This window comes from Brevundimonas sp., from assembly GCF_035626535.1.
Taxonomy (GTDB): Bacteria; Pseudomonadota; Alphaproteobacteria; order Caulobacterales; family Caulobacteraceae; genus Brevundimonas.
The window spans coordinates 41821-65026 of the sequence record NZ_DASPNO010000029.1 but is presented as its reverse complement, the minus strand read 5'-3'; the positions used below and the strand labels follow the sequence as shown (position 1 = coordinate 65026).

Annotated in this window: 21 protein-coding genes; 15 read left to right on the top strand and 6 right to left on the bottom strand. The window is 69.0% G+C overall.

What is annotated here, in order from left to right; all coding sequences use genetic code 11:
* Positions 1 to 46: 46 nt before the first annotated feature.
* Entirely contained in the window at positions 47 to 685 is a 639-nt protein-coding gene (ribD, locus tag VEC04_RS04235; RefSeq protein ID WP_324774169.1) for a bifunctional diaminohydroxyphosphoribosylaminopyrimidine deaminase/5-amino-6-(5-phosphoribosylamino)uracil reductase RibD, read from the bottom strand.
* A 3-nt stretch (positions 686 to 688) separates the two neighbouring features.
* Positions 689 to 1408 carry a 2,3-diphosphoglycerate-dependent phosphoglycerate mutase gene (gene gpmA, locus VEC04_RS04230; RefSeq protein WP_324774167.1) on the bottom strand — a complete coding sequence of 240 codons (720 nt, stop codon included), beginning with the start codon at positions 1406 to 1408 and terminating at the stop codon, positions 689 to 691.
* A gap of 160 nt (positions 1409 to 1568) precedes the next feature.
* Here gpmA and VEC04_RS04225 point away from each other — a divergent pair, with 160 nt between their 5' ends.
* Entirely contained in the window at positions 1569 to 3068 is a 1500-nt protein-coding gene (locus VEC04_RS04225) for a phosphomannomutase/phosphoglucomutase (protein ID WP_324774165.1), read from the top strand.
* A gap of 6 nt (positions 3069 to 3074) precedes the next feature.
* Here the strand turns inward: VEC04_RS04225 and VEC04_RS04220 are convergent, their stop codons facing one another.
* Positions 3075 to 4115 carry a YeiH family protein gene (locus VEC04_RS04220; protein ID WP_324774163.1) on the bottom strand — a complete coding sequence of 347 codons (1041 nt, stop codon included), beginning with the start codon at positions 4113 to 4115 and terminating at the stop codon, positions 3075 to 3077.
* Positions 4116 to 4261: 146 nt separating this feature from the next.
* Between VEC04_RS04220 and VEC04_RS04215 the strand changes: the two genes are divergently transcribed.
* Positions 4262 to 5272, top strand: a complete 1011-nt coding sequence (locus VEC04_RS04215) for a sensor histidine kinase (protein WP_324774161.1) — start codon at positions 4262 to 4264, stop codon at positions 5270 to 5272.
* On the opposite strand, the gene glmM is transcribed toward VEC04_RS04215, so the two are convergent.
* Positions 5269 to 6618: a phosphoglucosamine mutase gene (gene glmM, locus VEC04_RS04210; RefSeq protein ID WP_324774159.1), complete on the bottom strand. Its 1350-nt coding sequence runs from the start codon at positions 6616 to 6618 to the stop codon at positions 5269 to 5271. The two genes, VEC04_RS04215 and glmM, sit on opposite strands and share 4 nt — an antisense overlap.
* A gap of 276 nt (positions 6619 to 6894) precedes the next feature.
* Here glmM and glmS point away from each other — a divergent pair, with 276 nt between their 5' ends.
* Complete coding sequence (gene glmS / locus VEC04_RS04205) at positions 6895 to 8709, top strand: glutamine--fructose-6-phosphate transaminase (isomerizing) (protein ID WP_324774157.1); 1815 nt, start codon at positions 6895 to 6897, stop codon at positions 8707 to 8709.
* 92 nt (positions 8710 to 8801) lie between these two features.
* On the top strand, positions 8802 to 9680 hold the full coding sequence (gene galU, locus VEC04_RS04200) for a UTP--glucose-1-phosphate uridylyltransferase GalU (RefSeq protein WP_324774155.1): 879 nt from the start codon (positions 8802 to 8804) through the stop codon (positions 9678 to 9680).
* Between the two features lie 4 nt (positions 9681 to 9684).
* Here the strand turns inward: galU and VEC04_RS04195 are convergent, their stop codons facing one another.
* Together VEC04_RS04195 and VEC04_RS04190 are read right to left on the bottom strand one after the other, a co-directional pair.
* Complete coding sequence (locus tag VEC04_RS04195) at positions 9685 to 9900, bottom strand: hypothetical protein (RefSeq protein ID WP_324774153.1); 216 nt, start codon at positions 9898 to 9900, stop codon at positions 9685 to 9687.
* A 14-nt stretch (positions 9901 to 9914) separates the two neighbouring features.
* The gene (locus tag VEC04_RS04190) at positions 9915 to 10694 is read right to left on the bottom strand and encodes an alpha/beta hydrolase (RefSeq protein ID WP_324774152.1); all 780 of its coding nucleotides are present in this window, start codon (positions 10692 to 10694) and stop codon (positions 9915 to 9917) included.
* 71 nt (positions 10695 to 10765) lie between these two features.
* Here VEC04_RS04190 and VEC04_RS04185 point away from each other — a divergent pair, with 71 nt between their 5' ends.
* The 11 genes from VEC04_RS04185 to pheT all read left to right on the top strand — a co-directional run bounded on the left by VEC04_RS04185 (position 10766) and on the right by pheT (position 23200).
* Positions 10766 to 11743: a glycosyltransferase family 9 protein gene (locus VEC04_RS04185; RefSeq protein WP_324774151.1), complete on the top strand. Its 978-nt coding sequence runs from the start codon at positions 10766 to 10768 to the stop codon at positions 11741 to 11743.
* A gap of 119 nt (positions 11744 to 11862) precedes the next feature.
* A complete protein-coding gene (infC, locus tag VEC04_RS04180) occupies positions 11863 to 12384 on the top strand; it encodes a translation initiation factor IF-3 (protein ID WP_324774150.1) in 522 nt (173 codons plus the stop codon).
* Positions 12385 to 12520: 136 nt separating this feature from the next.
* Complete coding sequence (locus VEC04_RS04175) at positions 12521 to 14497, top strand: S9 family peptidase (RefSeq protein ID WP_324774149.1); 1977 nt, start codon at positions 12521 to 12523, stop codon at positions 14495 to 14497.
* Between the two features lie 152 nt (positions 14498 to 14649).
* Complete coding sequence (locus VEC04_RS04170) at positions 14650 to 15906, top strand: MFS transporter (protein WP_324774148.1); 1257 nt, start codon at positions 14650 to 14652, stop codon at positions 15904 to 15906.
* 75 nt (positions 15907 to 15981) lie between these two features.
* Positions 15982 to 17922, top strand: coding sequence for a S9 family peptidase (locus VEC04_RS04165; RefSeq protein WP_324774147.1), 1941 nt, complete (start codon positions 15982 to 15984; stop codon positions 17920 to 17922).
* A gap of 170 nt (positions 17923 to 18092) precedes the next feature.
* Positions 18093 to 18290 carry a 50S ribosomal protein L35 gene (rpmI, locus tag VEC04_RS04160; RefSeq protein WP_003166435.1) on the top strand — a complete coding sequence of 66 codons (198 nt, stop codon included), beginning with the start codon at positions 18093 to 18095 and terminating at the stop codon, positions 18288 to 18290.
* 108 nt (positions 18291 to 18398) lie between these two features.
* On the top strand, positions 18399 to 18752 hold the full coding sequence (gene rplT / locus VEC04_RS04155) for a 50S ribosomal protein L20 (protein ID WP_259550831.1): 354 nt from the start codon (positions 18399 to 18401) through the stop codon (positions 18750 to 18752).
* Positions 18753 to 18841: 89 nt separating this feature from the next.
* Positions 18842 to 19918 carry a phenylalanine--tRNA ligase subunit alpha gene (gene pheS / locus VEC04_RS04150; protein ID WP_324774127.1) on the top strand — a complete coding sequence of 359 codons (1077 nt, stop codon included), beginning with the start codon at positions 18842 to 18844 and terminating at the stop codon, positions 19916 to 19918.
* The gene (locus VEC04_RS04145; protein ID WP_324774125.1) at positions 19918 to 20322 is read left to right on the top strand and encodes a hypothetical protein; all 405 of its coding nucleotides are present in this window, start codon (positions 19918 to 19920) and stop codon (positions 20320 to 20322) included. Before pheS ends, VEC04_RS04145 begins: the two co-directional genes overlap by 1 nt.
* Positions 20323 to 20351: 29 nt before the next feature.
* Positions 20352 to 20780 carry a hypothetical protein gene (locus tag VEC04_RS04140; protein WP_324774123.1) on the top strand — a complete coding sequence of 143 codons (429 nt, stop codon included), beginning with the start codon at positions 20352 to 20354 and terminating at the stop codon, positions 20778 to 20780.
* Positions 20777 to 23200, top strand: a complete 2424-nt coding sequence (gene pheT, locus VEC04_RS04135; RefSeq protein WP_324774121.1) for a phenylalanine--tRNA ligase subunit beta — start codon at positions 20777 to 20779, stop codon at positions 23198 to 23200. Before VEC04_RS04140 ends, pheT begins: the two co-directional genes overlap by 4 nt.
* Positions 23201 to 23206 lie beyond the last annotated feature (6 nt).

Sequence of the window (23206 nt, the reverse complement as noted above, 5' to 3'; positions counted from 1 at the left end):
CAGAATGGCACGCCTCCGCTTAAGAAAACGTGATGAATCAGGAGGGTTATCGGGTCAGCAGGCCCTGATCCGCGAGGGCGTCGGCCAGTTCGCCGGGACTGACCCAGACGCGGGTGTAGCCGGCCTCGCCGAGACGCTTCAGCTCGGTGGTCAGATCGGCCTTGGGCGAGGCGGCGAAGCGGGCGTCGAAGCCCTCGCCCGTATCGCTGATCCGGACCATCGGCCGCCCGGTTTCGACCCGGTGCAGATAGCCCTCGTAGAGCACGGCCGCGTCCTGGGCGAGCAGGCCGGTCTCGACCTGCAGGCCCGACTTCTTCAGCCGCTCGACGCCCCGGCCGGAGGCGAAGGGCGACGGATCGACGGCGGCGACCACGACCCGGGCGATGCCGGCGTCCATCAGGTAGTTCGAGCAGGAGGTGCGGCCCGAGGAGCGCGCCCCGCACGGCTCCATGGTGACATAGGCGGTGGCGCCCCTCGCCCGGTCGCCGGCGGCGGGCACGGCCTGCTCCTCGGCGTGAGGACGACCACCGGGGGCGGTGGCGGCCTCGGAGACGATCTCGCCGTCCCTGACGATGACGCAGCCGACCGCCGGATTGGGCCAGGTCTGGCCCATCCGCGCCTTGGCCAGGGTAATGGCCCGGCCCATGAAGCGGATGTCGTCGGAAGCCTGCTGCGCGTCCGTCATGGTTCAGGCTCCCGGCAAGGGCGGCAGTTCGGTCGCCCGGGCCTCGTCGAGGTAGCGGGCGGCGGTCGGTTTGAGATCGGCGTCCAGCGTGATGTCCAGCGGATTGCCGGTGGGAATCTCCACGCCGACGATGCGGTCGTCGGGCACGGCGAACAGGTGTTTGACGATGGCGCGGAGCGAGTTGCCGTGGGCCGCGATCAGCACGTCGTCGCCGGCCCGCAGGCGCAGCGCGATGGCCTCGTTCCAGTAGGGCAGCACCCGGTCGAGCGTGGTCTTGAGGCTTTCCGTGTCCGGGATGGTCTGGCCGGCGTAGCGAGGATCGGAGGCGAAGTCGTATTCGCCGCCGGGGGCCAGGGGCGGGGGCGGGACATCGTAGCTGCGCCGCCAGATCTTCACCTGGTCCTCGCCGTGCTTCGCGGCGGTTTCGGCCTTGTCGAGGCCGGTCAGCCCGCCGTAGTGGCGTTCGTTCAGACGCCAGTCCTCGATCACCGGCACGTCCTTCAGCCCGGCCGAGTCCAGCGCCAGGGCGCCGGTTCGCTTCGCCCGCCTGAGGACCGAGGTGAACATGACGTCCGGGGTGAAGCCGGCCCCGGCGATCAGCTCGCCGCCGCGCCGCGCCTGGGCCTCGCCCTCCGCGGTCAGGTCGACGTCGACCCAGCCGGTGAAGCGGTTCTCCAGGTTCCACTGGCTCTGGCCGTGGCGCAGCAGGATCAGGCGAGGCATTCAGGTCTCCGATGATGTCGGTTCGGGGTAGGCCGGGGGTCGGGACCGGTCAAGGTTGCTCCGGTTTCTCGGCAACGCGGCGCCCATAGCGCCGTTCCCGCGTTGTTGTGAGCCTCCGGCCGCCTGTCTATACCGGGCGCCGTTCAGACAAGGACCGATCATGATCAAGCCCCGCCAGGACCTTCGCCCGAACACGGCCGATTACGAGACCGTGCCGCTGGTGAAGTCGACGGGCTTCCGCGAATACGACGCCCGCTGGATCCTCGAGAAGGAGATCAACCTGCTGGGCATCCAGGCGCTGGGTCTCGGGCTGGCGACCTATGTGCACGAGATCGGGCAGCGGCCGCGCATCGTGGTCGGCCACGACTACCGCTCCTATTCGCTGGCGGTGAAACAGGCCCTGACGTTGGGTCTGCTCGAAGGCGGCATGGAGGTGGTCGACATCGGCCTGGCCCTGTCGCCGATGGCCTATTTCGCCCAGTTCGAACTGGACTGCCCCTGCGTGGCCATGGTCACGGCCAGCCACAACGAGAACGGCTGGACCGGGGTCAAGATGGGGGCCCAGCCGCCGTTGACCTTCGGCCCCGACGAGATCGGCCGGCTGAAGGACATCGTGCTCAACGGCGAGGGCGTGGCGCGCGCCGGCGGCATGCTGACCCGGGTCGAGGACTTCCGCGAACGCTATATCGCCGACATCGTCTCGAAGACGAAGCTGACCCGGCCGGTCAAGGTGGTGGCGGCCTGCGGCAACGGCACGGCGGGGGCCTTCGCGCCGGAGGCCCTGCGCCGCATGGGCGCCGAGGTGATCGAGATGGACACCCGGCTCGACTATAGTTTCCCGAAATACAACCCGAACCCCGAGGACCACGCCATGCTGATGCAGATGGCGGCCAGGGTGCGCGAGACGGGGGCGGACGTGGCGCTCGGCTTCGACGGCGACGGCGACCGCTGCGGCGTCGTCGACGATACCGGCGAGGAGATCTTCGCCGACAAGATCGGCCTGATGCTGGGCCGCGACCTGTCAGCCCTGCACCCGAACGCCACCTTCGTCGTCGATGTGAAATCGACCGGCCTGTACAAGACCGACGCGGTGCTGAAGGCGAACGGGGCCGATACCGTCTACTGGAAGACCGGCCACAGCTACATCAAGCGCAAGACGGCGGAGCTGGGCGCGCTGGCCGGTTTCGAGAAGTCGGGCCACTTCTTCTTCAACGCCCCGCTGGGCCACGGCTATGACGACGGCATCGTCGCGGCGGGGGCGGTGCTGGCCATGCTCGACCGCAATCCGGGGAAGAAGCTCTCCGACCTGAAGAGGGCCCTGCCGGACGCCTGGACCAGCCTGACCATGTCGCCGCACTGCGACGACGAGCTGAAATACGAGGTGCTGTCCCGCATCGTGGCCGAATACGAGGCGCTGGCGGCGTCGGGCGGCTCGATCCTCGGCCGGAAGATCGTTGAGGCGATCACCGTCAACGGGGTGCGGGTGCATCTTGAGGACGGCAGCTGGGTGCTGGTCCGGGCGTCGTCCAACAAGCCGGAGCTGGTGGTGGTGGTCGAAAGCATGCGCTCCGAGGACGACATGCGCGCCCTGTTCCGCGACGAGGTGAAGCCGCGGCTGGCCAAATACGGCGAGATCGGCGCCTACAATCAGGAAATCTGAGGGGGCTCAGACCAGCGCCAGCAGGCCGATCAGGCCCAGCGCCAGCCCCAGCAGGGCCAGCAGCGACAGGATCACGACGGCGGTGATGCGGACGCCGGAGCGGGCCACGGCGCGCGCGTCGGTGCTGAGGCCGAGCGCGGCCATGGCCAGCACCGTCAGAGCCGTGGTCAGCCAGCCGAGAACCGGCAGGACGGCGGCCGGGACCAGGCCCGTCGAACGGGCGGCCATCATCAGCAAAAAGCCGACAATGAACCACGGCAGCAGGTGGCGGAGCGGCACGCGAGGGGCCGGAGCCCCGGCATCGGCGGCGCCGGGCTGCGACCGGCGGCGCAGGGCGACCGACACGGCGAGGGCGAGGCAGACGGGACCGAGCATCAGCACGCGGACCAGCTTGATCAGGGTTCCCGCCTGGGCGGCGACGGCCCCCACCGGCATGGTGGCGGCCAGCACCTGCGGCACGGCGTAGACAGTCAGGCCGGCCAGAACGCCGTACTGGACGCCGCTCATCTGTAACGCCACGCCGAGCAACGGCAGCAGGAGGACGACGACGACGCCGAGCACGGCGGTGAAGGCGATGGCCGCCGACACGTCGCGCGCGTCGGCGTCGATGACGGGAGCCACAGCGGCGATGGCCGAGTTGCCGCAGATGGCGTTGCCGCAGGCGATCAGCACCGCCATGCGCCGCGGCAGGCGCAGCAGTCGGCCGAGGCCGTAGCTGGCCGCGATGGCGAGGGCCACGATCACCACCGTTCCGGCCAGCAGCCCCGGCCCGATGGCCATCACCGTCGCGGCGCTGACCGAGGCGCCGAGCAGGGCCACGGCGATCTCCAGCAGGGTCCGGGCGCTGAACTCGATTCCAGGGCGGACCGAGGCCGGCGGGGTCCACACCGAGCGGATCGCGGCGCCGATCAGGATGGCCAGCACGATGGCGTCGATCCAGCCGCGCCCGAACAGCCGCAGCTCCAGCGCCTGGACGGCGAGCGCGGCGATGGCCACCGCCGCACAGGCGGCGAGGCCGGGGATCAGGGACAGGGCGGCCCCGGCCACGGAAAAAGGGCCAGGCGCCGGCGCGCGCGGAGGAATCATGAGGCCAGACTGCGCCACGCGGGGCCTGCTTTCCATGACCCAATTCGAGGGCCCGGGTTCGGGCGGCGCCGAAAGGCACGGAAACGGCTCAGCCGCGTTAAGCCTGCATGCCTCGGGTGCCTGCCGCTTTCGCCGCGAAGATCATCGACAACATGCGGGGCTACGCCATCATAGCGATGACGGAAGACGGGACCGTCACGGAATGGCTGGCGGACGCCGAGGCGCTCACCGGCTGGTCCCGCGAGGAGGCGCTGGGCATGAATATCAGCGCGATCTTCACTGAGGCTGACCGCGCCGCCGGGGCCCATATTAAGGAGATTCGCAAGGCGGTGGCGGAAGGCCGTTGCGAGGACTCCCGCTGGCATCTGCACAGGAACGGGTCCCGCTTCTGGGCCAATGGACTGACGCTGCCGCTGGTGGACGGCGACGCCGTGGTCATGAAGGTTTTCCGCGACGAGACCCCGCTGAAGCGGGCGGACGACCAGCGCATCCTGCTGCTCAACGAGCTGAATCACCGGGTGAAGAACTCGCTCGCAACCGTCCAGTCGGTCGTCGACCAGACATTGAGATCGGCGGGGGTGAATGCCGGGGTCCGCAACGATCTGACCGCCCGGATCATGGCTCTGTCCAGCGCGCACAATGTGCTGGTCGACCAGAATTGGGCCGGGGCCGAGCTGGAGGCGATCATCCGAGACGTGACCCGGGCCTTCGAAGGGCCGGTCCCGAGAGTCCATCTGGAGGGCGAGCCGGTGCAACTGCACCCCTCGCAGGCGGTGACCCTGTCGCTGGTCCTGCACGAGCTGGTGACGAACGCGGCCAAATACGGCGCCCTGTCGATCCCGGAGGGCCGGGTCGAGATCAACTGGAATCTCTCCCACGACTCGGAGGGGTTGAGGTTCCTGACCCTGCTATGGCGCGAGCGGGACGGCCCCCCGGTCGCCCCGCCGACGCGGGCCGGCTTCGGCACCCGGCTGCTGGCCAGCGCCCTGAACCCTCAGCACGGCGGGGCGCGGGTCCGCTACGAACCCGAAGGCGTCTGCGCCTTGCTGTCCTTCCGGCTTGTGGAGAAGGCGCCGGCGGTGGTCATGGCCGCGGGCGCGGCTCCGGTCGCGGGCTAGACCGCCGCCTTCACCGCCGCCGAGACATCGGCGACGACCGCCTTGACCAGCGTCGCATCGTCGCCCTCGGCCATGACGCGGATCAGCTTCTCGGTGCCCGACGGACGGACCAGCAGCCGTCCCTGGCCGGCGAGGCGGGCCTCGGCGTCGGCGATGGCGGCCTTGACAGCGGCGTCGTCGAGCGGCCGGGCGGCCTTGTAGCGGACGTTCTCGAGCTTCTGCGGGACCTTGTCGAACTGGCGGGCCAGCTCGCTCATCGGCCGACCGCTTTCCACCAGCACGGCGAGCACCTGCAGCGCCGACATCAGGCCGTCGCCGGTGGTGGCGTAGTCGTGCAGGATGATGTGGCCGGACTGTTCGCCGCCCAGGTTGAAGCCGCCCTCGCGCATCCGCTCCATGACGTAGCGGTCGCCGACCCTGGTCCGCTCCAGCGTCAGCCCCTCGGCCTGCAACCGGCGCTCGAGCCCGAGGTTGGACATCACGGTGGCGACGAGGCCGCCGCCCTTCAGTTGCCCCCGGCGGGCCCAGTCCAGCGCCACCATGGCCATGATCTGGTCGCCGTCAACGACCTGGCCCTTCTCGTCGCAGATGATGACCCGGTCGGCGTCGCCGTCCAGCGCGATGCCGATGTCGGCGCGATAGGTGCGCACGGCGTCGGCCAGGGTCTCCGGATGGGTCGAGCCGCAATCGGCGTTGATGTTCAGTCCGTTCGGTTCGACGCCGACGGCGCAGACCTCGGCCCCCAGTTCGTAGAGGGTGGTCGGCGCGACCTTGTAGGCAGCGCCGTTGGCGCAGTCGACGGCGATGCGCAGGCCCTGCAGGCTGAGGCCCTTGGGGAAGCTGGCCTTGGCGATCTCGACGTAGCGGGCCTGGCTGTCGTCGATGCGCTTGACCCGGCCGAGCGCGTCGGGCGGGGCCAGATCGGCGTCGAGCGCCTGGTCCATCATCGACTCGATCTTCAGCTCGACGGTGTCGGACAGCTTGTAGCCGTCGGGGCCGAACAGCTTGATGCCGTTGTCGAGGTAGGAGTTGTGCGAGGCCGAGATCATCACCCCGATGTCGGCCCGCATCGAGCGGGTCATCATGGCCACGCCGGGCGTCGGCAACGGGCCGAAGGTGCGCACGTCCATGCCGGCGGCCGAGAAGCCGGCGACGAGGGCGGGCTCGATCATGTAGCCGGAAAGGCGGGTGTCCTTGCCGATCACCACGAGGTGGCGGCGGTCGTCGGAGGACATGAACATGCGGCCGGCGGCGAGGCCGACGCGCAGGGCCACCTCGGCGGTCATCGGGTGCGAATTGGCGCGGCCGCGGATGCCGTCGGTGCCGAAATAGCGTCTCTCGCCCAAGCCTTGTCCTCCGCCCGAAATCATCGGAAACCGGTTTTTAAGTGCCGGTTCGCCAGACACCTCCTAGAGCCTGTTGAGCAGAAGTTGAACCGTCATCCTCGGGCTCGACCCGAGGATCAGACCATCCGGTGCTCGCTGGGGGGCGCACGGTCGCGGTCGCGGGGCCGTTCTCCGCCGCACAGCCCCGCTTTTCCCCTGATCCTCAGGTCGAGCCGAGGATGACGGCGGAGAAGGCGGAGCCTACAGACGGGCCGGAGCGCCCAGGAGACATTGAATATGTGCGGCATCATCGGCGTGACCGGTACGGGCCCGGCGGTTCCCCGGCTGATCGACAGCCTGAAGCGGCTGGAATACCGCGGCTATGACTCGGCCGGGGTGGCGGCGCTGGTCGACGGGCGCATCGAGCGCCGCCGCGCCAAGGGCAAGATCCGCGAGCTGGAGGCCGTGCTGGCCGCCGAACCGCTGAACGCCACCGTCGGCATCGGCCACACCCGCTGGGCCACCCACGGCGCGCCGACGACGACCAACGCCCATCCGCACAAGGCCGGGCGGGTGACTCTGGTCCACAACGGCATCATCGAGAATTTCGCCGAACTGAAGGCCGAACTGGCCGCCGAGGGCCACGTCTTCGAGAGCCAGACCGACACCGAGGTGGTGGCTCACATGCTGGACCGGGAGCTGTCGCGCGGGAACGATCCGCTGGTCGCCTTCAAGGCGGTCCTCGACCGGCTGACCGGGGCGTATGCGCTGGCGGTGCTGATCGAGGGCGAGGACGGGCTGATCATGGGCGCCCGGCGCGGCAGCCCGCTGGTGGTCGGTTGGGGCGAGGGCGAGATGTACCTCGGTTCCGACGCGCTGGCGGTCGGGCCGTTCACCCAGCAGATCTCGTATCTGGAGGAGGGCGACTACGTCGGCATCGACCGCTCCGGCGCGCGGATGTTCGACGTGGACGGCGCCGCCGTCGACCGGCCGGTGGTGCAGGTCTCAGCCTCCTCGGCCCTGGTCGAGAAGGGCGAGTACCGCCACTTCATGGAGAAGGAGATCCACGAGCAGCCGGACAGCGTGCAGCACACCCTGTCGGAATACCTCGACTTTGTGAACGGGCGGGCCAAGACGGGCGAGACCGACTTCACCGCCGTCGACCGCATCCAGATCGTGGCCTGCGGCACCGCCTTCTACGCGGGGCAGATCGGCCGCTACGCCTTCGAGAAGCTGGCCGGCCTGCCGTGCGACGTCGAGATCGCCTCGGAGTTCCGCTACCGCCAGCCGGCGCTGACGCCGGGGACGCTGGCCGTGGCGGTCAGCCAGTCGGGCGAGACGGCGGACACCCTGGCCAGCCTGTCATGGTGCAAGGCGAACGGCCTCAAGACGGCGGCCCTGGTCAATGTCCATTCGTCTTCGATGGCGCGCGAGGCCGGGACGCTGTGGCCGACTCACGCCGGGCCCGAGATCGGCGTCGCCTCGACCAAGGCCTTCACCGCCCAGGTCGCGGCCCTGCTGGCGCTGGCGGTGGCGGCGGGCGTGCAGCGCGGCCGGATCGACGCCGCGAAGGAGGCCGAGCTGGTCCGGGCCCTGTTCGAGGCTCCGCGCCTGATCGCAGAGGCCATGCTGATGGAGGATGCGCTGAAGGCGGTGGCCCACGACGTGGCCAAGGCCACCGACGTGCTGTTCCTCGGCCGTGGCGCGATGTTCCCGCTGGCCATGGAAGGCGCGCTGAAGCTGAAGGAGATCAGCTATATCCACGCTGAGGGCTACGCCGCCGGCGAGCTGAAGCACGGGCCGATCGCCCTGGTGGACGAACTGACCCCGATCGTGGCGCTGGCCCCGCTGGACGAGGTGTTCGAGAAGACGGCGTCGAACCTGCAGGAGGTGGCGGCGCGCGGCGGGCCGGTGATCATGATCGCGCCGAAATCCGCCCCCGATCCGCACGGCGCCGGCATTCGCCGCGTCGACGCGCCGGAGTGCCATTCGCTGATCGCGCCGCTGGTCTATGCGGTGCCGGTGCAGCTGCTGGCCTATTATGTGGCGGTGCAGAAGGGCACCGACGTCGACCAGCCGCGCAATCTGGCCAAGTCCGTCACGGTCGAGTGATCGCATCGCGGCGCACCGACCCCTCCACCATTCGCGAAGCGAACCGGAAGGATATGCGTTAGGCTGCCCGACCTCGCCGTTCAGGATATCGCATGACCGACCAGACCCGCCGCCTTCGCAAGGCCGTCCTGCCCGTCGCCGGCCTCGGCACGCGGGTGCTGCCCGGCACCAAGACCACGCCCAAGGAGCTGCTCAACGTCGTCGACCGGCCGATCCTCAGCTACATCGTGGAAGAAGCCCGCGAGGCGGGGATAGAGCACATCGTCTTCGTCACCGGCCGCTCGAAGGGGGCGATCGAGGACTATTTCGACCACCAGATCGAGCTCGAGGCCCAGCTGGCGGCCAAGGGCAAGACCGACATCCTCGACATGATGAACGCCGAGCTGGCCAGCGCCGGCGAGATGAGCTTCACGCGCCAGATGCAGCCGCTGGGCCTCGGCCACGCGGTCTGGTGCGCCCGCGACATCATCGGCGACGAGCCGTTCGCCGTCCTGCTGCCGGACGTCATCGTCGACGCCGCGCCGGGGGCGCTGAAACAGTTGGCGGATGTCTATGCAGAAGTCGGCGGCAATGTGATCGGCGTCGAGGCCGTGCCGGAGAGCGAAACCCACAAATACGGCATCGTGGATCCCGAGAACCGCGACGGCCGTCATATCCGCATGAAGGGGATGGTCGAGAAGCCGCCGCGCGGCGAGGCGCCGTCCAACCTGTCGATCTCGGGCCGCTATATCCTGCAGCCGGAGATCTTCGGCATCCTCGAGACCCAGCCCCGCGGGGCGGGGGGCGAGATCCAGCTGACCGACGGCATGGCCCGGCTGATGAAGGACCAGACCTTCACCGCCGTGGAGTACGAGGGCGTGACCCACGACTGCGGCGACAAGATCGGCCTGTTGCGCGCCAACGTCGCCCTGGCGCTGAAGCGTCCGGACCTCGGCGAGCAGGCCCGCGCGGCCATAGCCGCGCTGCTCTGATCCGTCAGCGGTTCGAGGGCTGGCCGGTGACCTTGCAGACGTTGTCGAGTTGGGGACGGCCGGACTGGCTGCCGGTCGGCGACAGGACGCCGCCGCGAGCCGTGCAGTCCGCCGCCAGCCGCTCGTATTCGGACTGGTAGCGGTCCGGGCCCACGTGGGAGGCGCAGGCCGACAGGGCGACGGCGAGAACGGCGGGGGCCGCGAAGTGGACGATACGCATGGCGTTTCTCCGGGTTAACCGTGGGATACTATAGAGCTTGAGCGGCGGTTCCGTTCAACGGCTTCGATGAGGCGGGCGAGATCGGCGGGAGACGACAGGCGGTGGTCGCCGCCCTCGACCAGATCGAGGGCCACGTCCGCGCCGGTCAGACGCTCGATCAGCATGATCTGACGCCGCCACGGCACCACGTCGTCGGCGCGGCCCTGCAGGATATGGACGGGGGCGGCGACCGGCAGGGGACCGCGCAGCAGCAGCCACTCCCGGGCTTCCTCGAACATCGTTCGCGTCAGGACGTATTCGCCCAAACCTTGACCAGGCGGGCCCTCCTCGACGACCAGCGTCTCGCCCTCCCGCAGGATGGCCTGCCGCTCGTGATCGGCGAGGCCGGGCCACATCAGGTCCTCGGTGAAATCGGGGGCCGGATTGACCAGCACCAGACCCGCCAGCCGCTCAGGCCGGGCGACCGCGAGCAGCAGGGCGACCCAGCCGCCCATCGACGACCCGACGGGGATCACCGGCCCCTCGATGCTGTCGATCAGGGCCAGGGCGTCGTCGCGCCAGCGCCCGATCGTCGCCTTGCGCCAGTCGCCGGATGACCGGCCATGGGCGAAATGGTCGTAGCGGACGTAGTTCCAGCCACGCTCGCGCGCCGCCGCGTCCAGAGCCAGGGCCTTGGTTCCCTCCATGTCCGAGCGGAAACCCCCGATCCAGACGACGGTCGGACCCGAGCCCCTGACGCGCTTCAGGGCCAGGGTTTCGCCGTTCGGTCGGGTCAGGCGTTCCAGATCGTCCATCGGCGTCCCTCTCGCGCAATCGTTTCGGGACTGATAGCGAACGTCCGCAAGCGAAGCGAAGGCCAATCCGCGTGTCCGAACCCAAGGTTCTGTTCGTCACCTCCAACCGCATCGGCGACTGCGTCATCTCGTCGGGCGTGATCCGCGAAATCGGCCGTCAGCTGCCGGGCGCGCGCATCACCGTCGCCTGCGGCCGGCCCCCCGCGCCGCTGTTCCGGTCCGCGCCGGGGGTCGAGCGGGTCATCATCCTCGACAAGAAGAAGTTCGCCGGACACTGGATCGAGCTGTGGAAGCAGGTCTGGCGCACCCGCTGGGACATGGTCATCGACATCCGCGGCTCGGCGCTGGCGTTTCAGGTGCGGGCGAAGACGCGGCGAGTTTACCACCGGGGACTGGAGACCGGCCTGCCCAAGGTCGAGATGGTTTCCCGGATGATGGGGGCCGAACGGACGCTGGATCCGGAGATCTTCCTTGACGCCCGGGCCGAGCGCGAGGCGGGAGACGTGCTGAATCCGCAACTGTTGGAAGGGCCCGGACCGGGTCCTGTCCTGGCCCTGGCCCCCATCGCCCATCAGCCGGGCAAGAGCTGGCCCGCCGACCGTTGGGGCCAGCTGGTCGAGAAGCTCAAGGCCGAGCCCCGCTTCACGGGCTGGCGATTCATGCTGGTCGGCGGCCCGGGCGATCACGCTCCCGCGGCGCCGGCCCTGGCGGCTGCGGGCGACCGCGGCCTCGACTTCGTCGGCAAGGGCGACATTCTCGCCTCGGCGGCGGCCATCAACGGCGCGGCGCTGTTCGTCGGCAACGATTCCGGACTGATGCACGTGGCCGCCGCTGCGGGGCGTCCAACGCTGGGCCTGTTCGGTCCGACCGAGTGGTGGCTGTACGGTCCGTGGGGGCCGAAGACCCGCACCGTGGCCTCCAACGAGACGCGTGGCGAGTTCGCGCCGATCGAGGCCCTGACGGTGGATCATGTGTTCGAGGCGGTGCTGGGTCTGCACGATGCGTTCATCGGCGCGGGCATCGGCGCCCCGGGCCCTGCGAAACCTTGAAGAGACGGGCGTTCGCGGTCATATAGAGCCGCTTGAGGGGAACGCCGCGATCCGTGGCGCGCTCCCTCGTGCAAACCGCCTTCGTCCACTTAAAGGAAACGACGCCCATTCGCCGTCCTATGAACCAGCCGCCCGTCAAGGACGGGCCGCCCATGAACCACGATATCCGCGCGCCGCGCGTTCTGCTGATTGATCAGAACGGCGAAAAGCAGGGCGTCATGCCCACCTCCGCCGCGCTGGAAGCCGCCGAAGAGGCCGGCATGGACCTGGTTCAGATCGTCTCCACCTCCGAACCGCCGGTGGCGAAGATCCTCGACTACGGCAAATTCCGTTTCCAGGAGCAGAAGAAGAAGGCCGAGGCGCGCAAGCGTCAGAAGGTCGTCGAGCTGAAGGAGATCAAGCTCCGGCCGAACATCGACACCCACGACTACGAGGTGAAGGCCAAGGCCATGCACCGCTTCTTCGACGAGGGCGACAAGGTCAAGGTGACCCTGCGCTTCCGGGGCCGCGAGATGGCCCACCCGGAGCTGGGCATGAAGCTGCTCAACAAGGTCCAGGCCGACTTCGAGGAAGTGGCCAAGGTCGAGTACGCGCCGCGCATGGAAGGCCGCCAGATGATCATGATCCTCGCGCCGAAATAGGCCGGGCGACCTGGTGTTTTGGAGAGCCCCGACCGGAAGCGGTCGGGGCTTTTCTTTTGCCGCGCTGGTCGTGCACCCTTGCGGCAGGGGCGGCCGGCGTTGGAAAAGGATACTCGGCAAGGGGGAGATGTTGCGCGTGTTCAAGTCAGGGATGATGGCGTTCGCCCTCGCGGTCGCCGCGTTGGGCGGCGTGGGAAGCCCAGACGCCTGGGCCCAGAGCCCGGCTCCCGCGCCCCTCGAGGCCTACGGCGCCACGCCCGCCATCGAGCATATTCAGCTGTCGCCCAGCGGTGAGCGGATCGCCCGCATCACCGTCGCGGGCGAGACCCGCGCGATCGCGGTGACCAGCCTCGTGACCGGCGAGAACCTCTTCGTCGCCGATATCGGCGTCTTCAAGGTACGCGACCTGCGGTGGATCGGCGAAGGCCGGGTTCTGGTGGTCACTTCGCAGACGCGCAACATCGCCTCGCTGGGGGCGCCGCGCTCAGAGCTGTTCTTCGGCCAGATGATCGACCTGGAGACACAGAGGGTGGTCCAGGTGCTGGATCGCACGCCGGATGTGCTGGCCGTGCTTTACGGGCCTGCCTCGGTCCGCAGCACCAGGGAGGGCGACACCCTGTTCGTGCGCGGGATCAACGCCTCGAACGGCCAGGTCAACCTGCATCGCATCGACCTCCGGACCGGGCGCGGCCGTTCGGTGGCCTACATGGATCACACGACCGAGGACTATGTGCTGGACAGCGAAGGCCAGGTCATCGCCATGGCGCGCTATGACGAGCTGACCGGCCGCTGGACCTTGCGCCTGCCCGACGGTCGGAATTACCGCGAGGCCTGGGCGGTCGACGCGCCGGTCGACCTTCCAGCCTTCCACGGCATGGGCCGCACGCCCCGCACCGTCGTCGTCGGCGCCGACCGGCCGGACCTCGCGCCGGAGGCCGACGCTTCGGACGTCCTGTTCGAGGTCGATGTGGACACCGGCGACTGGAGCCGGCTGCCGTTCGAGCACCATCCGGACTTCCTGGTCCACCATCCCCGCACCCGTCTGCTGATCGGAGCCGGCCGCATGAAAGAGGAGGGCGTCGGCTACGAGTTTCTGGACCCTCTGGCGTCGCGTCGCTGGGAGGCCGTCGAACGGGCCTTCAGGGACAAGGCCCCTGAACTGGTGTCGTGGAACGACGCGCTGAACCGGGTTGTCGTGTTCACCGACACGGCGGAGTCGGGCCAGTACCAGCTGGTCGATTTCGACCGCGGCGTCGCCGACATCGTGGGCGATGCCTATCCCGCCATCGCGCCCGGGCAGGTGGGGGCCGTGCGGTCCATTCATTACTCCGCCGAGGACGGGCTGCAAATTCACGGCTATCTGACCCTGCCGCCGGGCGCGACCGAACCCTCGGGCCTGCCGCTGGTGGTCCTGGCCCATGGAGGACCGGCGTCCCGGGACGTGGCGGGTTTCGACTGGTGGGCCCAGGCGCTGGCCTCCCGCGGCTACGCCGTGCTGCAGGCCAATTTCCGGGGCTCGACCGGTTACGGCAGAGACTTCCTGGAGGCCGGCTACGGCGAGTGGGGCCGCAAGATGCAGACCGATCTCTCCGACGGCGTGCGCTGGCTGGCGACCGAGGGCGTGATCGACCCGGAGCGCGTCTGCATCGTCGGCGCCAGCTACGGCGGCTATGCGGCCATGGCGGGCCTGGCCCTCGACGGCGACGTCTATCGCTGCGGAGTCTCGGTCAGCGGCGTCTCGGACCTGCGCCGCATGGTCAACCGGGAGGCGCAACTCGAATCCACGAGGGATAGTCAGGCCATCCGCTACTGGAACCGGTTCATGGGGGCGGAGCGACTCAATGACCGGTCTCTCGACGAACTGTCCCCGGCCCGGCTCGCGGCCTCCGTCGACGGCCCCCTGCTCTTGATTCACGGCAAGGACGACACCGTGGTGCCAATCGAACAGAGCCGGATCATGGCCGAGGCCCTGAGACGGGCCGGCAAGCCCGTCGAGTTCGTGGAATTGCCCGGCGAGGACCACTGGCTGTCGCGGTCCGCCACCCGTCAACGCATGCTGATCGAGACGGTCCGGTTCCTCGAGGCGAACAATCCGGCGGGCCCGACGAACTGAGGGGTGCGACCACGGGCGAAGGCCGTCCACACGCCATCGGTTTCGAGACGCCCCGACCGGAACCGGCCGGGGCGTTTTTCATCACAGAGCCTTGCGGCCTCTTGCGTGCGGTGGCGGACTGACGGAGAGATCGGCGCCCCAGTCTTCCGGACATGACCGTGACCCCGACGCCTGTCGCTCCCCAGCCCTCGCGATCCGCGCTCGGCGTCCTGTTCACGGTGGTGTTCATCAACCTCGTGGGCTTCGGCATCGTCGTGCCGCTGCTGCCGTTTTACGGCCAGACGCTGGACGCGCCGCCGTGGCAGGTGGCGCTGATGTTCTCGGCCTATTCGCTCGGCCAGTTCGTGGCGGAGCCGTTCTGGGGCCGGCTGTCCGACCGGATCGGCCGCAAGCCCGTGCTGCTGATCACCGTGCTGGCCAACGCCGCCGGCTATCTGGCCCTCGCCTTCGTTCCGAACATCTGGCTGGCCATCGCCGTCCGGCTGTTCACCGGCCTGGGCGCAGGCAACATCTCGACCGTCCAGGGCTATGTCGCCGACGTCACGCCGCCGGAACTGCGCGCCGGCCGGATGGGCCTGATCGGCGCGGCCTTCGGTCTGGGCTTCATCGTCGGACCGGGACTGGGCGGACTCCTCACGCGGCCGGACCTCGGGACGCTGGGCTATCAGCTGCCCATCTTCGTCGCCGCCGGCCTGTGCCTGCTGGCCGCCGTCGGGGTCGTGGTGCTGTTGAAGGAGAGCCGGGCCAAGGCCGATCCGGCGGCGGCGCGGCCGCCGTTCCTCGGCGGGGTGCACGACGCGGTGGCCAATCCGGTGGTGTCGCGGGTGCTGCTGGTGACCCTGATCTACATGGCCGGCTTCTCGGGCATGGAGTCGACCTTCGGCTTCTGGACCGAGGCCCGCTACGAATGGGGCGCGCGTGAAGTGGGCCTCAGCTTCATGGCGGTCGGCGTGGTCTCGGTCATCTGCCAGGGCTTCCTGGCCGGACGGCTGGCCCGCCGCTTCGGCGAGGCGCGGGTGCTCGCGGTAGGCTGCCTGATCTTTGGAACCGGACTGGTCGGTCAGGTCGTAGCCAGCCGGATGCTGCCCGAGGCCGATTTCCTCGTGCCGGTGATCATGGCGGTCGGCGCCTTCGGCATGGCCGTCACCATGCCGAACATCTCGGCCCTGATCTCCCGCTCGGTCGATCCGGACCGCCAGGGGGCCATGCTGGGGCTGAACATGGCCGCCAGCTCCAGCGCCCGGATCTTCGGACCGATGGCGGCGGGCGCGATCTTTTCCGGCGTCGGGCATGACTGGCCCTTCCTGATCGGCGCGGCCCTGACCCTTCCGGCGGCGGCGATGGCGATCAACGCCGGCCGCGCCTTCCGGCTTCGTCAGGGATCGGCCGTCGCGCAACCCGCGGAGTAGCGGCCTCGCGTTTGACGCTTGGCTCCGCCGGGCGAGGGCCTTACGGTTGCGCTATCGGAACCTTGGGGTGGGGCCATGTTCATTCGGAATTTCTGCATCGCCGTGGCCGCCGCCTCGGCCACCATGCTCGGCGGAGCGGTCGCGGCGCAGGCGCAGCCGGCCCCGATCGAGGCCTATGCCGCCCTGCCCGCGATCGAAAGCGTGGCGGTGTCGGACGATGGGACCGAACTGGCCTACATCAGCCGGCGCGGCGGGGACTCCCAAGTGGTGGTTCAGTCCCGGTCCGGAGAGGTGCTCGTGACCGTCGATGTGAGCGACAGACGGCCCAGCCGGGTCTTCTGGGTGTCCAGGGATCACGTCGCGATCGAGTCTCTGGTTCTGAACTCCCATCTCTTCATCAGCACCACACATCTGCCGCAGCTGGATATCGTCAACGTCCGCACCCGTGGCGTCGCGCGGGTCCTGAGGTCCGCCGACAAGGGCGTCATCAATGCGGTGTTCGATCGCTGGCGCGGACACTACCGCGGCGAGCCGACGCTGTACGTGCAGGCGGTGACCAGCGAGGACTACGCCTACACCCAGGACATCTACCGCGTGGACCTGGACTCCGGCCGCGGCCGCCGTATCGCGACGGGGCTGGAAGACACCGTAGGTTACCTCGTGCGGCCGGACGGCGAAATCGCGGCGCGTATCGCCCTTTCGAGGGACAGCGCCCGCACCCGTCTGACGGCTCCGTCGGGCGGCGGCTGGCGTAACGTGTTCGAACAGACGGCCCCGCTCGACGGCCCGGGAATCTGGGGTTTCGCCCAGGATCCGGACAAGGTTATCGTCTCGACGCAGGAGGGAACCGACATCTACCTGACCGAGATTTCGCTTTCGACCGGCGAGGCCGGAGAGCGACGTCGGCAGGAAGGCCCGGCGACGGGGCCCCTCTACGACCGGAATCAACGTCTGGTCGGGCTAGACGTTGTCGGCGATGACGCGGACTACACCTTCTACGAGCCCCGGCTGGAGCAGGCCTGGACGACCTTGGTGCAGGGACTGCCCGGCAAGCGGCTGCGCCTCGGGTCCTTCAGTTCGGACTATCAGACGGTGGTGGTCCGCAGCGAGGGCGACACCGATTCCGGGACCTACTATCTGTACGACGCCGCCGCCCGCTCGGTCTCCGTCGTGGGGCGGGCCTATCCGGAGGTAGGGCCGGAGAACATCGCTCCGATCTCGATGATCACCTACACCGCCGCCGACGGCATGGAGCTTTACGGCTATCTGACCCTGCCCCGGGGGCGGCCAAGCCGCGACCTGCCGCTGATCCTCCTTCCGCACGGCGGGCCGGCGTCGCGCGACTACGCCGAATTCGACTGGTGGAGTCAGGCGCTGGCGGCGCGCGGCTATGCGGTGTTCCAGCCCCAGTTCCGTGGCTCCGACGGCTTTGGGGAAGCCTATCTGCAGGCCGGCTACGGCGAGTGGGGCCGCAAGATGCAGACCGACCTGACCGACGGCATCGCCCATCTCGCCGGGCTCGGCATCGTCGATCCGGCGCGGGTCTGCGTCGTTGGGGCCAGCTATGGCGGATACGCCGCCTTGGCCGGCGTGGCGATGCAGCCCGACTCCTATCGTTGCGCCGTTTCGGTGGCCGGAGTGTCGGACCTGCGCCAGATGCTGCGTTCGGAGGCGCGGGCGGTCGGGTTCGGAAACCAGTCGCGCAACCCGGTGATCCGCTACTGGAACCGGTTCATGGGCGGCGATGGCTACAACGACGCCTCGCTGGACGAGCGGTCGCCGGCCCGCCTGGTCTCGGCCATCAAGGCTCCGGTCCTGCTGCTTCATGGACGGGACGACACGGTCGTTCTCTACGAGCAGAGCGAGATCATGTTCGAGGCCATGCGGCGGGCCGGCAAGACGGTGAAGATGACGCCGCTGGAAGGCGAGGACCACTGGCTGTCCTTCCCGTCCACGCGGCGGCAGATGCTGACCGAGACGATCGAATTCATTGAGGAGCACAACCCGCCGCGCTAGGCGTAAGGCCGTCAGCGCTTGCCATCAGGCCCTGCTTCGACTAGAAGCCGCGCCTTCGCGTACCGAACCGCCGGGCGAACAGGCATGCCTGGGCGGTTCCTAAACAGGGCGACCACCCCTCGGGCTCAAGTAGCTCGAAGAGCGGTAGCCCACTCAAAAAGAGAGTGAAAATGCCGAAACTGAAGACGAAGTCGGGCGCCAAGAAGCGCTTCAAATTCACGGCGACTGGCAAGGTGAAGGCCGGCGTGGCGGGCAAGCGGCACCGCTTGATCAGCCACAACAGCAAATACATCCGCCAGAACCGCGGCACCTCGGTCATGGCCGACGCCGACGCCAAGAAGATCAAGTCCTACATGCCGTACGCCTGATCGGCGCGCCGCATCACGAACTGATCCCACCGCATCGAATTTGAAAATCGTCCCTCAAGCAGCGAGCGCCCGCGGCGCGAACGATAGGGACATCCGAGGAAAAACATCATGGCTCGCGTCAAACGGGGCGTAACGTCCCACGCCAAGCACAAGAAGGTTCTGAAGCAGGCGAAAGGCTTCTACGGCCGCCGCAAGAACACCATCCGCACCGCCAAGGCCGCAGTCGACCGCGCCGGGCAGTACGCCTACCGCGACCGCCGCACCAAGAAGCGCAACTTCCGGGCCCTGTGGATCCAGCGCATCAACGCCGCCGCGCGTCTGGAAGGCTTCACCTACAGCCAGTTCATCCACGGCCTGGGCAAGGCCGGCATCGAGCTGGACCGCAAGGTGCTGGCCGCCATGGCCGCCGACGAAGCCGCCTTCAAGGCCATCGCCGACAAGGTCCGCGGCGCGCTGGCGTAAGCTTTTCCGGCGACGGAAGACGCAAAAGCCCTCCGGCCCGCGCCGGGGGGCTTTTTGCGTTGAGCCTTAGCGGCTAGACGACTGCGACCATGACCGACCTGAACCAGCTCGAACTCGACCTGATCAACGCCATCGGCAGCGCAGAGACCGCCGCCGCGGTGGAGAATTTGCGCGTGGCGGCGCTGGGCAAGTCGGGCTCGATCTCGGGCCTGCTCAAGGGCATGGGGGCGATGAGCCCGGACGAGCGCCGCGAGCGCGGTCCGATGATCAACGGCCTGCGCGACCGGGTGTCGGCGGCTCTGGCGGCGAGGAAGGCAGAGCTGGAGGCCGCCGAGCTGGACGCCCGCCTGCAGGCCGAGCACGTCGACCTGACCCTGCCGCCTCGCCCGCGCCGCAGGGGCAGCGTCCACCCGACCATGCAGGTGATGGACGAGATGATCGCCCTCTTCGCCGACATGGGCTTCGCGGTGGCGGAAGGCCCCGACATCGAGGACGACTTCCACAATTTCACCGCCCTGAATTTCCCGCCGAAACATCCAGCGCGCGAGACCCACGACACCTTCTTCCTGACGCCCGATCCGGAGACCGGCGAGCGCAAGGTCCTGCGCACCCACACCAGCCCGGTGCAGGTGCGCACCATGATGTCGCAGAAGCCGCCGATCCGGATCATCGCCCCGGGCCGCACCTTCCGGAAGGACAGCGACGCCACGCACACGCCGATGTTCCACCAGGTCGAGGGGCTGGTGATCGACAAGGCCATCCACATGGGCCACCTGAAGTGGACGCTGGAGACCTTCGTGGCGCGCTTCTTCGAGGTCGACGACGTCGACGCCCGCTTCCGGCCGCACCATTTCCCGTTCACCGAGCCGTCGGCCGAGATGGACATCCGCTGCGACCGCTCGGGCGGCGAGCTGAAGCTGAACCAGGGCGACAGCTGGATGGAGATCCTCGGCTGCGGGATGGTGCACCCCAATGTGCTGCGCAACTGCGGCATCGACCCGGACGAGTATCAGGGCTTCGCCTTCGGCATGGGCGTCGATCGCCTCGCCATGCTGAAATACGGCATCCCCGACCTGCGGCCGATGTTCGAGGCCGACACCAGGTGGCTGGCCCACTACGGCTTCTCCGCCTTCGCCGCCCCCAACCCCGCAAGCGGACTGTCCTGATGGCCACCGATCAATCCCCGCCCCGGCAAGTCGAGATGCGCGAGATGGATCCGCTGGGCAAGACGTTCAGCGGCGGCCATTTCGCCCTGTTCGATCTCTACCGCGCCAACATCCAGGCCGGCGGCGGGGCCATCATCGAGGGCCGCGAATTCACCGACTGCTTCATCGAGGGCCCGGCGGTGATGCTGGTGCTCGAGGGGACCCATTTCGACGGCGTCAACTTCGGCCCGAGCGGCGGCGACCTGCGCAACATCCTGTTCCGGCCGGTGAGCGGCCAAAGGGCGATCGGCGCCATCCCGGTCCGCAACTGCACCTTCACCAACTGCCAGTTCCACACGCTCGGCATCACCGGCGGCGAAGACCTGCTCCGGACGCTGATCGAACAGGTCAAGACGACCGACTGACGCCGGCCCGCCAATCGAAAGACCGACCCATGACTGACAACGCTCCCGCCACCATGTCGCCCGACGAAGCCTTCGGCCGCGCGCTGGTCGCCCGCACCAGCTTCGAGAAGGAAGCAGTCTGGCTGCCGATGCTGGCCGTGCATCACTGGAATGCGGACATCATGGCCATCGACGGCAAGACCTTCACCGACTGCGTGATCGAGGGCCCGGCGGTGATGGCGGTGATGGCCGGCACCTCCTTCGACAGCTGCAACATGGGCACGACCAGCGACGTGAAGACCCTGCTGTTCAAGCCGATGGGACAGAAGATGGCCGGCGTGGTCGGCATGTCGAACTGCAAATTCATCCGCTGCCGCTTCGCCCAGGTGGGCTTCACCGGCTCTGACGACCTGTTGAACGATCTGACGGCGGGCATCGTGCGCCAGTCCGACGTCGCCCCCACCGGAACCCTCGCGTGAAATTCACCCTCTCCTGGCTGAAGGACCATCTCGACACGGACGCTGATGTGGCCGCCGTGGCCGACGCCATGACCATGGCCGGTCTCGAGGTCGAGGACGTCCACGACCCCATCGCCGCCCTCGCCCCGTTCACCGTGGCGAAGATCGTTTCAGCCGAACGCCACCCCAACGCCGACAGGCTGCAGGTCTGCCAGGTCGATACCGTCGATGGGCGCAAGGAGATCGTCTGCGGCGCGCCGAACGCGCGGGCCGGCCTGACGACCATCTACGCCCCGATCGGCGCCTATGTGCCGGGGCTGGACGTCACCCTCGTCGAAAAGCCGGTGCGCGGCGTGGTCTCCCACGGCATGCTGTGCTCGGCCTCGGAACTGGAACTGGCGGACGAGAGCGACGGCATCCTCGAACTGGCCGACGACCTGACCGTCGGAACCCCGGCCGCGGGCGTGTTCGGGGCCGAGCCGGTGATCGATTTCGAGGTCACCCCCAACCGGGCCGACTGGCTGGGCGTCGCCGGCATCGCGCGCGATCTGGCGGCGGCCAGTCTGGGTCAGCTGAAGACGCCATCCGTGACCCCGGTCCCCGGAACCTTCCCGTCGCCGATCCGCGTGCGCATCGAGGCGCCGGAGATGTGCCCGGTGTTCGCCGGCCGGCTGATCCGGGGCGTGAAGAACGGGCCCTCGCCCGAGTGGCTGCAACGACGGCTGACCGCCATCGGCCTGCGCTCGATCAACCGGCTGGTCGATGTGACCAACCTCGTCGCCTACGACCGCTGCCGGCCGCTGCACGTCTATGACGCGGCCAAGCTGGTCGGGTCCGAGATCGTCGTGCGCGGCGGCCAGCTGTCCGAAGGGGCGGAAGGCATAGCCGCCGGAACGCACGAGCATCTGATCGCCCTCGACGGCAAGACCTACACGGTCGATCCGTCGATGTGCGTCATCGCCGACGCCGCCGGCGAGCGGCCCATCGGCCTCGGCGGGGTCATGGGCGGCGAGTCCACCGGCTGCTCGGACGACACCGTGGACGTGTTCGTCGAATGCGCCTGGTTCGAGCCGCTGGTCACGGCCCAGACCGGCCGCACCCTCACCCTGACCTCCGACGCCCAGTACCGGTTCGCGCGCGGCGTCGACCCGGCCTTCGTCATCCCCGGGCTGGAACTGGCGACGCGGCTGATCCTCGACCTGTGCGGCGGCGAGCCGTCGGAGATCGTGGTGGCGGGCGAAGCGCCGGCCAACCCCGCTCCCTTCGCCTTCGATCCGGCCCGCGTCGGCGCCCTGACCGGCCTGTCGCTGGACGAGGACCGCATCGCCGAAATCCTGACCCGGCTCGGCTTCGAGGTCGCGCGCGGCGCTCCCTGGACCGTGACCCCGCCGTCGTGGCGCCGCGACGTCGAGGGCCCGGCCGATCTGGTCGAGGAGGTGGCCCGTATCGAGGGCTACGGCGAACTGCCGTCGACCCCGCTGCCCGATCTCGGCGCGCCGTCGAAGGGCGTGCTCAACCCGCGTCAGGCGCGCGTGCGCACCGCCCGCCGGGCGCTGGCGGCCATGGGCTACGCCGAGGCCGTGACCTGGTCCTTCACCAAACAGTCGACCGCGGCCCTGTTCGGCGGCGGCGACCGGCGGCTGGTGGTCGAGAATCCGATCGCGGCCGACCTCGACTGCATGCGGCCCTCGGCCCTGCCCAACCTGATCCAGGCGGCGGCCCGAAACGCCGACCGCGGCCACCCCGACGTCGCCCTGTTCGAGATCGGCCCGATCTATCTGGACGACAGCCCGACCGGCCAGCGCACCGTTATCGCCGGGCTCGTGGCGCCGCGTTCCGCCCGTCACTGGGGCGGCGGGGCCGAGGACGCCCTGTTCGCGCTGAAGGGCGACCTGACGACCCTGCTGGACGAGCTCGGCGCCCCGACGGCGTCGCTGCAGCTGGTTCAGGGCCAGAACCGCGACTGGTGGCACCCCGGCCGCTCGGCCCGGCTCCAGCTCGGCCCGAAGAATGTCATGGTCGAGTTCGGGGCCCTGCACCCGCGCGTGCTCAAGGCGCTGGACGCTGACGCCCCCATGCTGGCCTTCGAGATCGTCCTCGACGCCGTGCCGGAGCCGCGCGGCAAGGCCACCAAGGCGCGGGGCGCGGCGACCCTGCCTCCGCTGATGCCCCTTAGGCGCGACTTCGCCTTCGTCATGGAAGAAGGTCGGGCCACGGGCGACCTCGTTCGGGCCGTGGCGAACGCGGACAAGGCCCTGATCGCCGACGTCCGGGTGTTCGACGTCTATCGCGGCGCGGGCGTCCCCGGGGGCATGAAGTCGGTGGCGCTGGAAGTCGTCGTACAGCCGCGCGAGGCGACCCTGACCGAGGCCGAGATCGAGGCCCTGTCGGCGAAGGTCGTGGCCGCGGCGGGCAAGGCGGGCGCGACGCTGCGGGGCTGAGCCTTG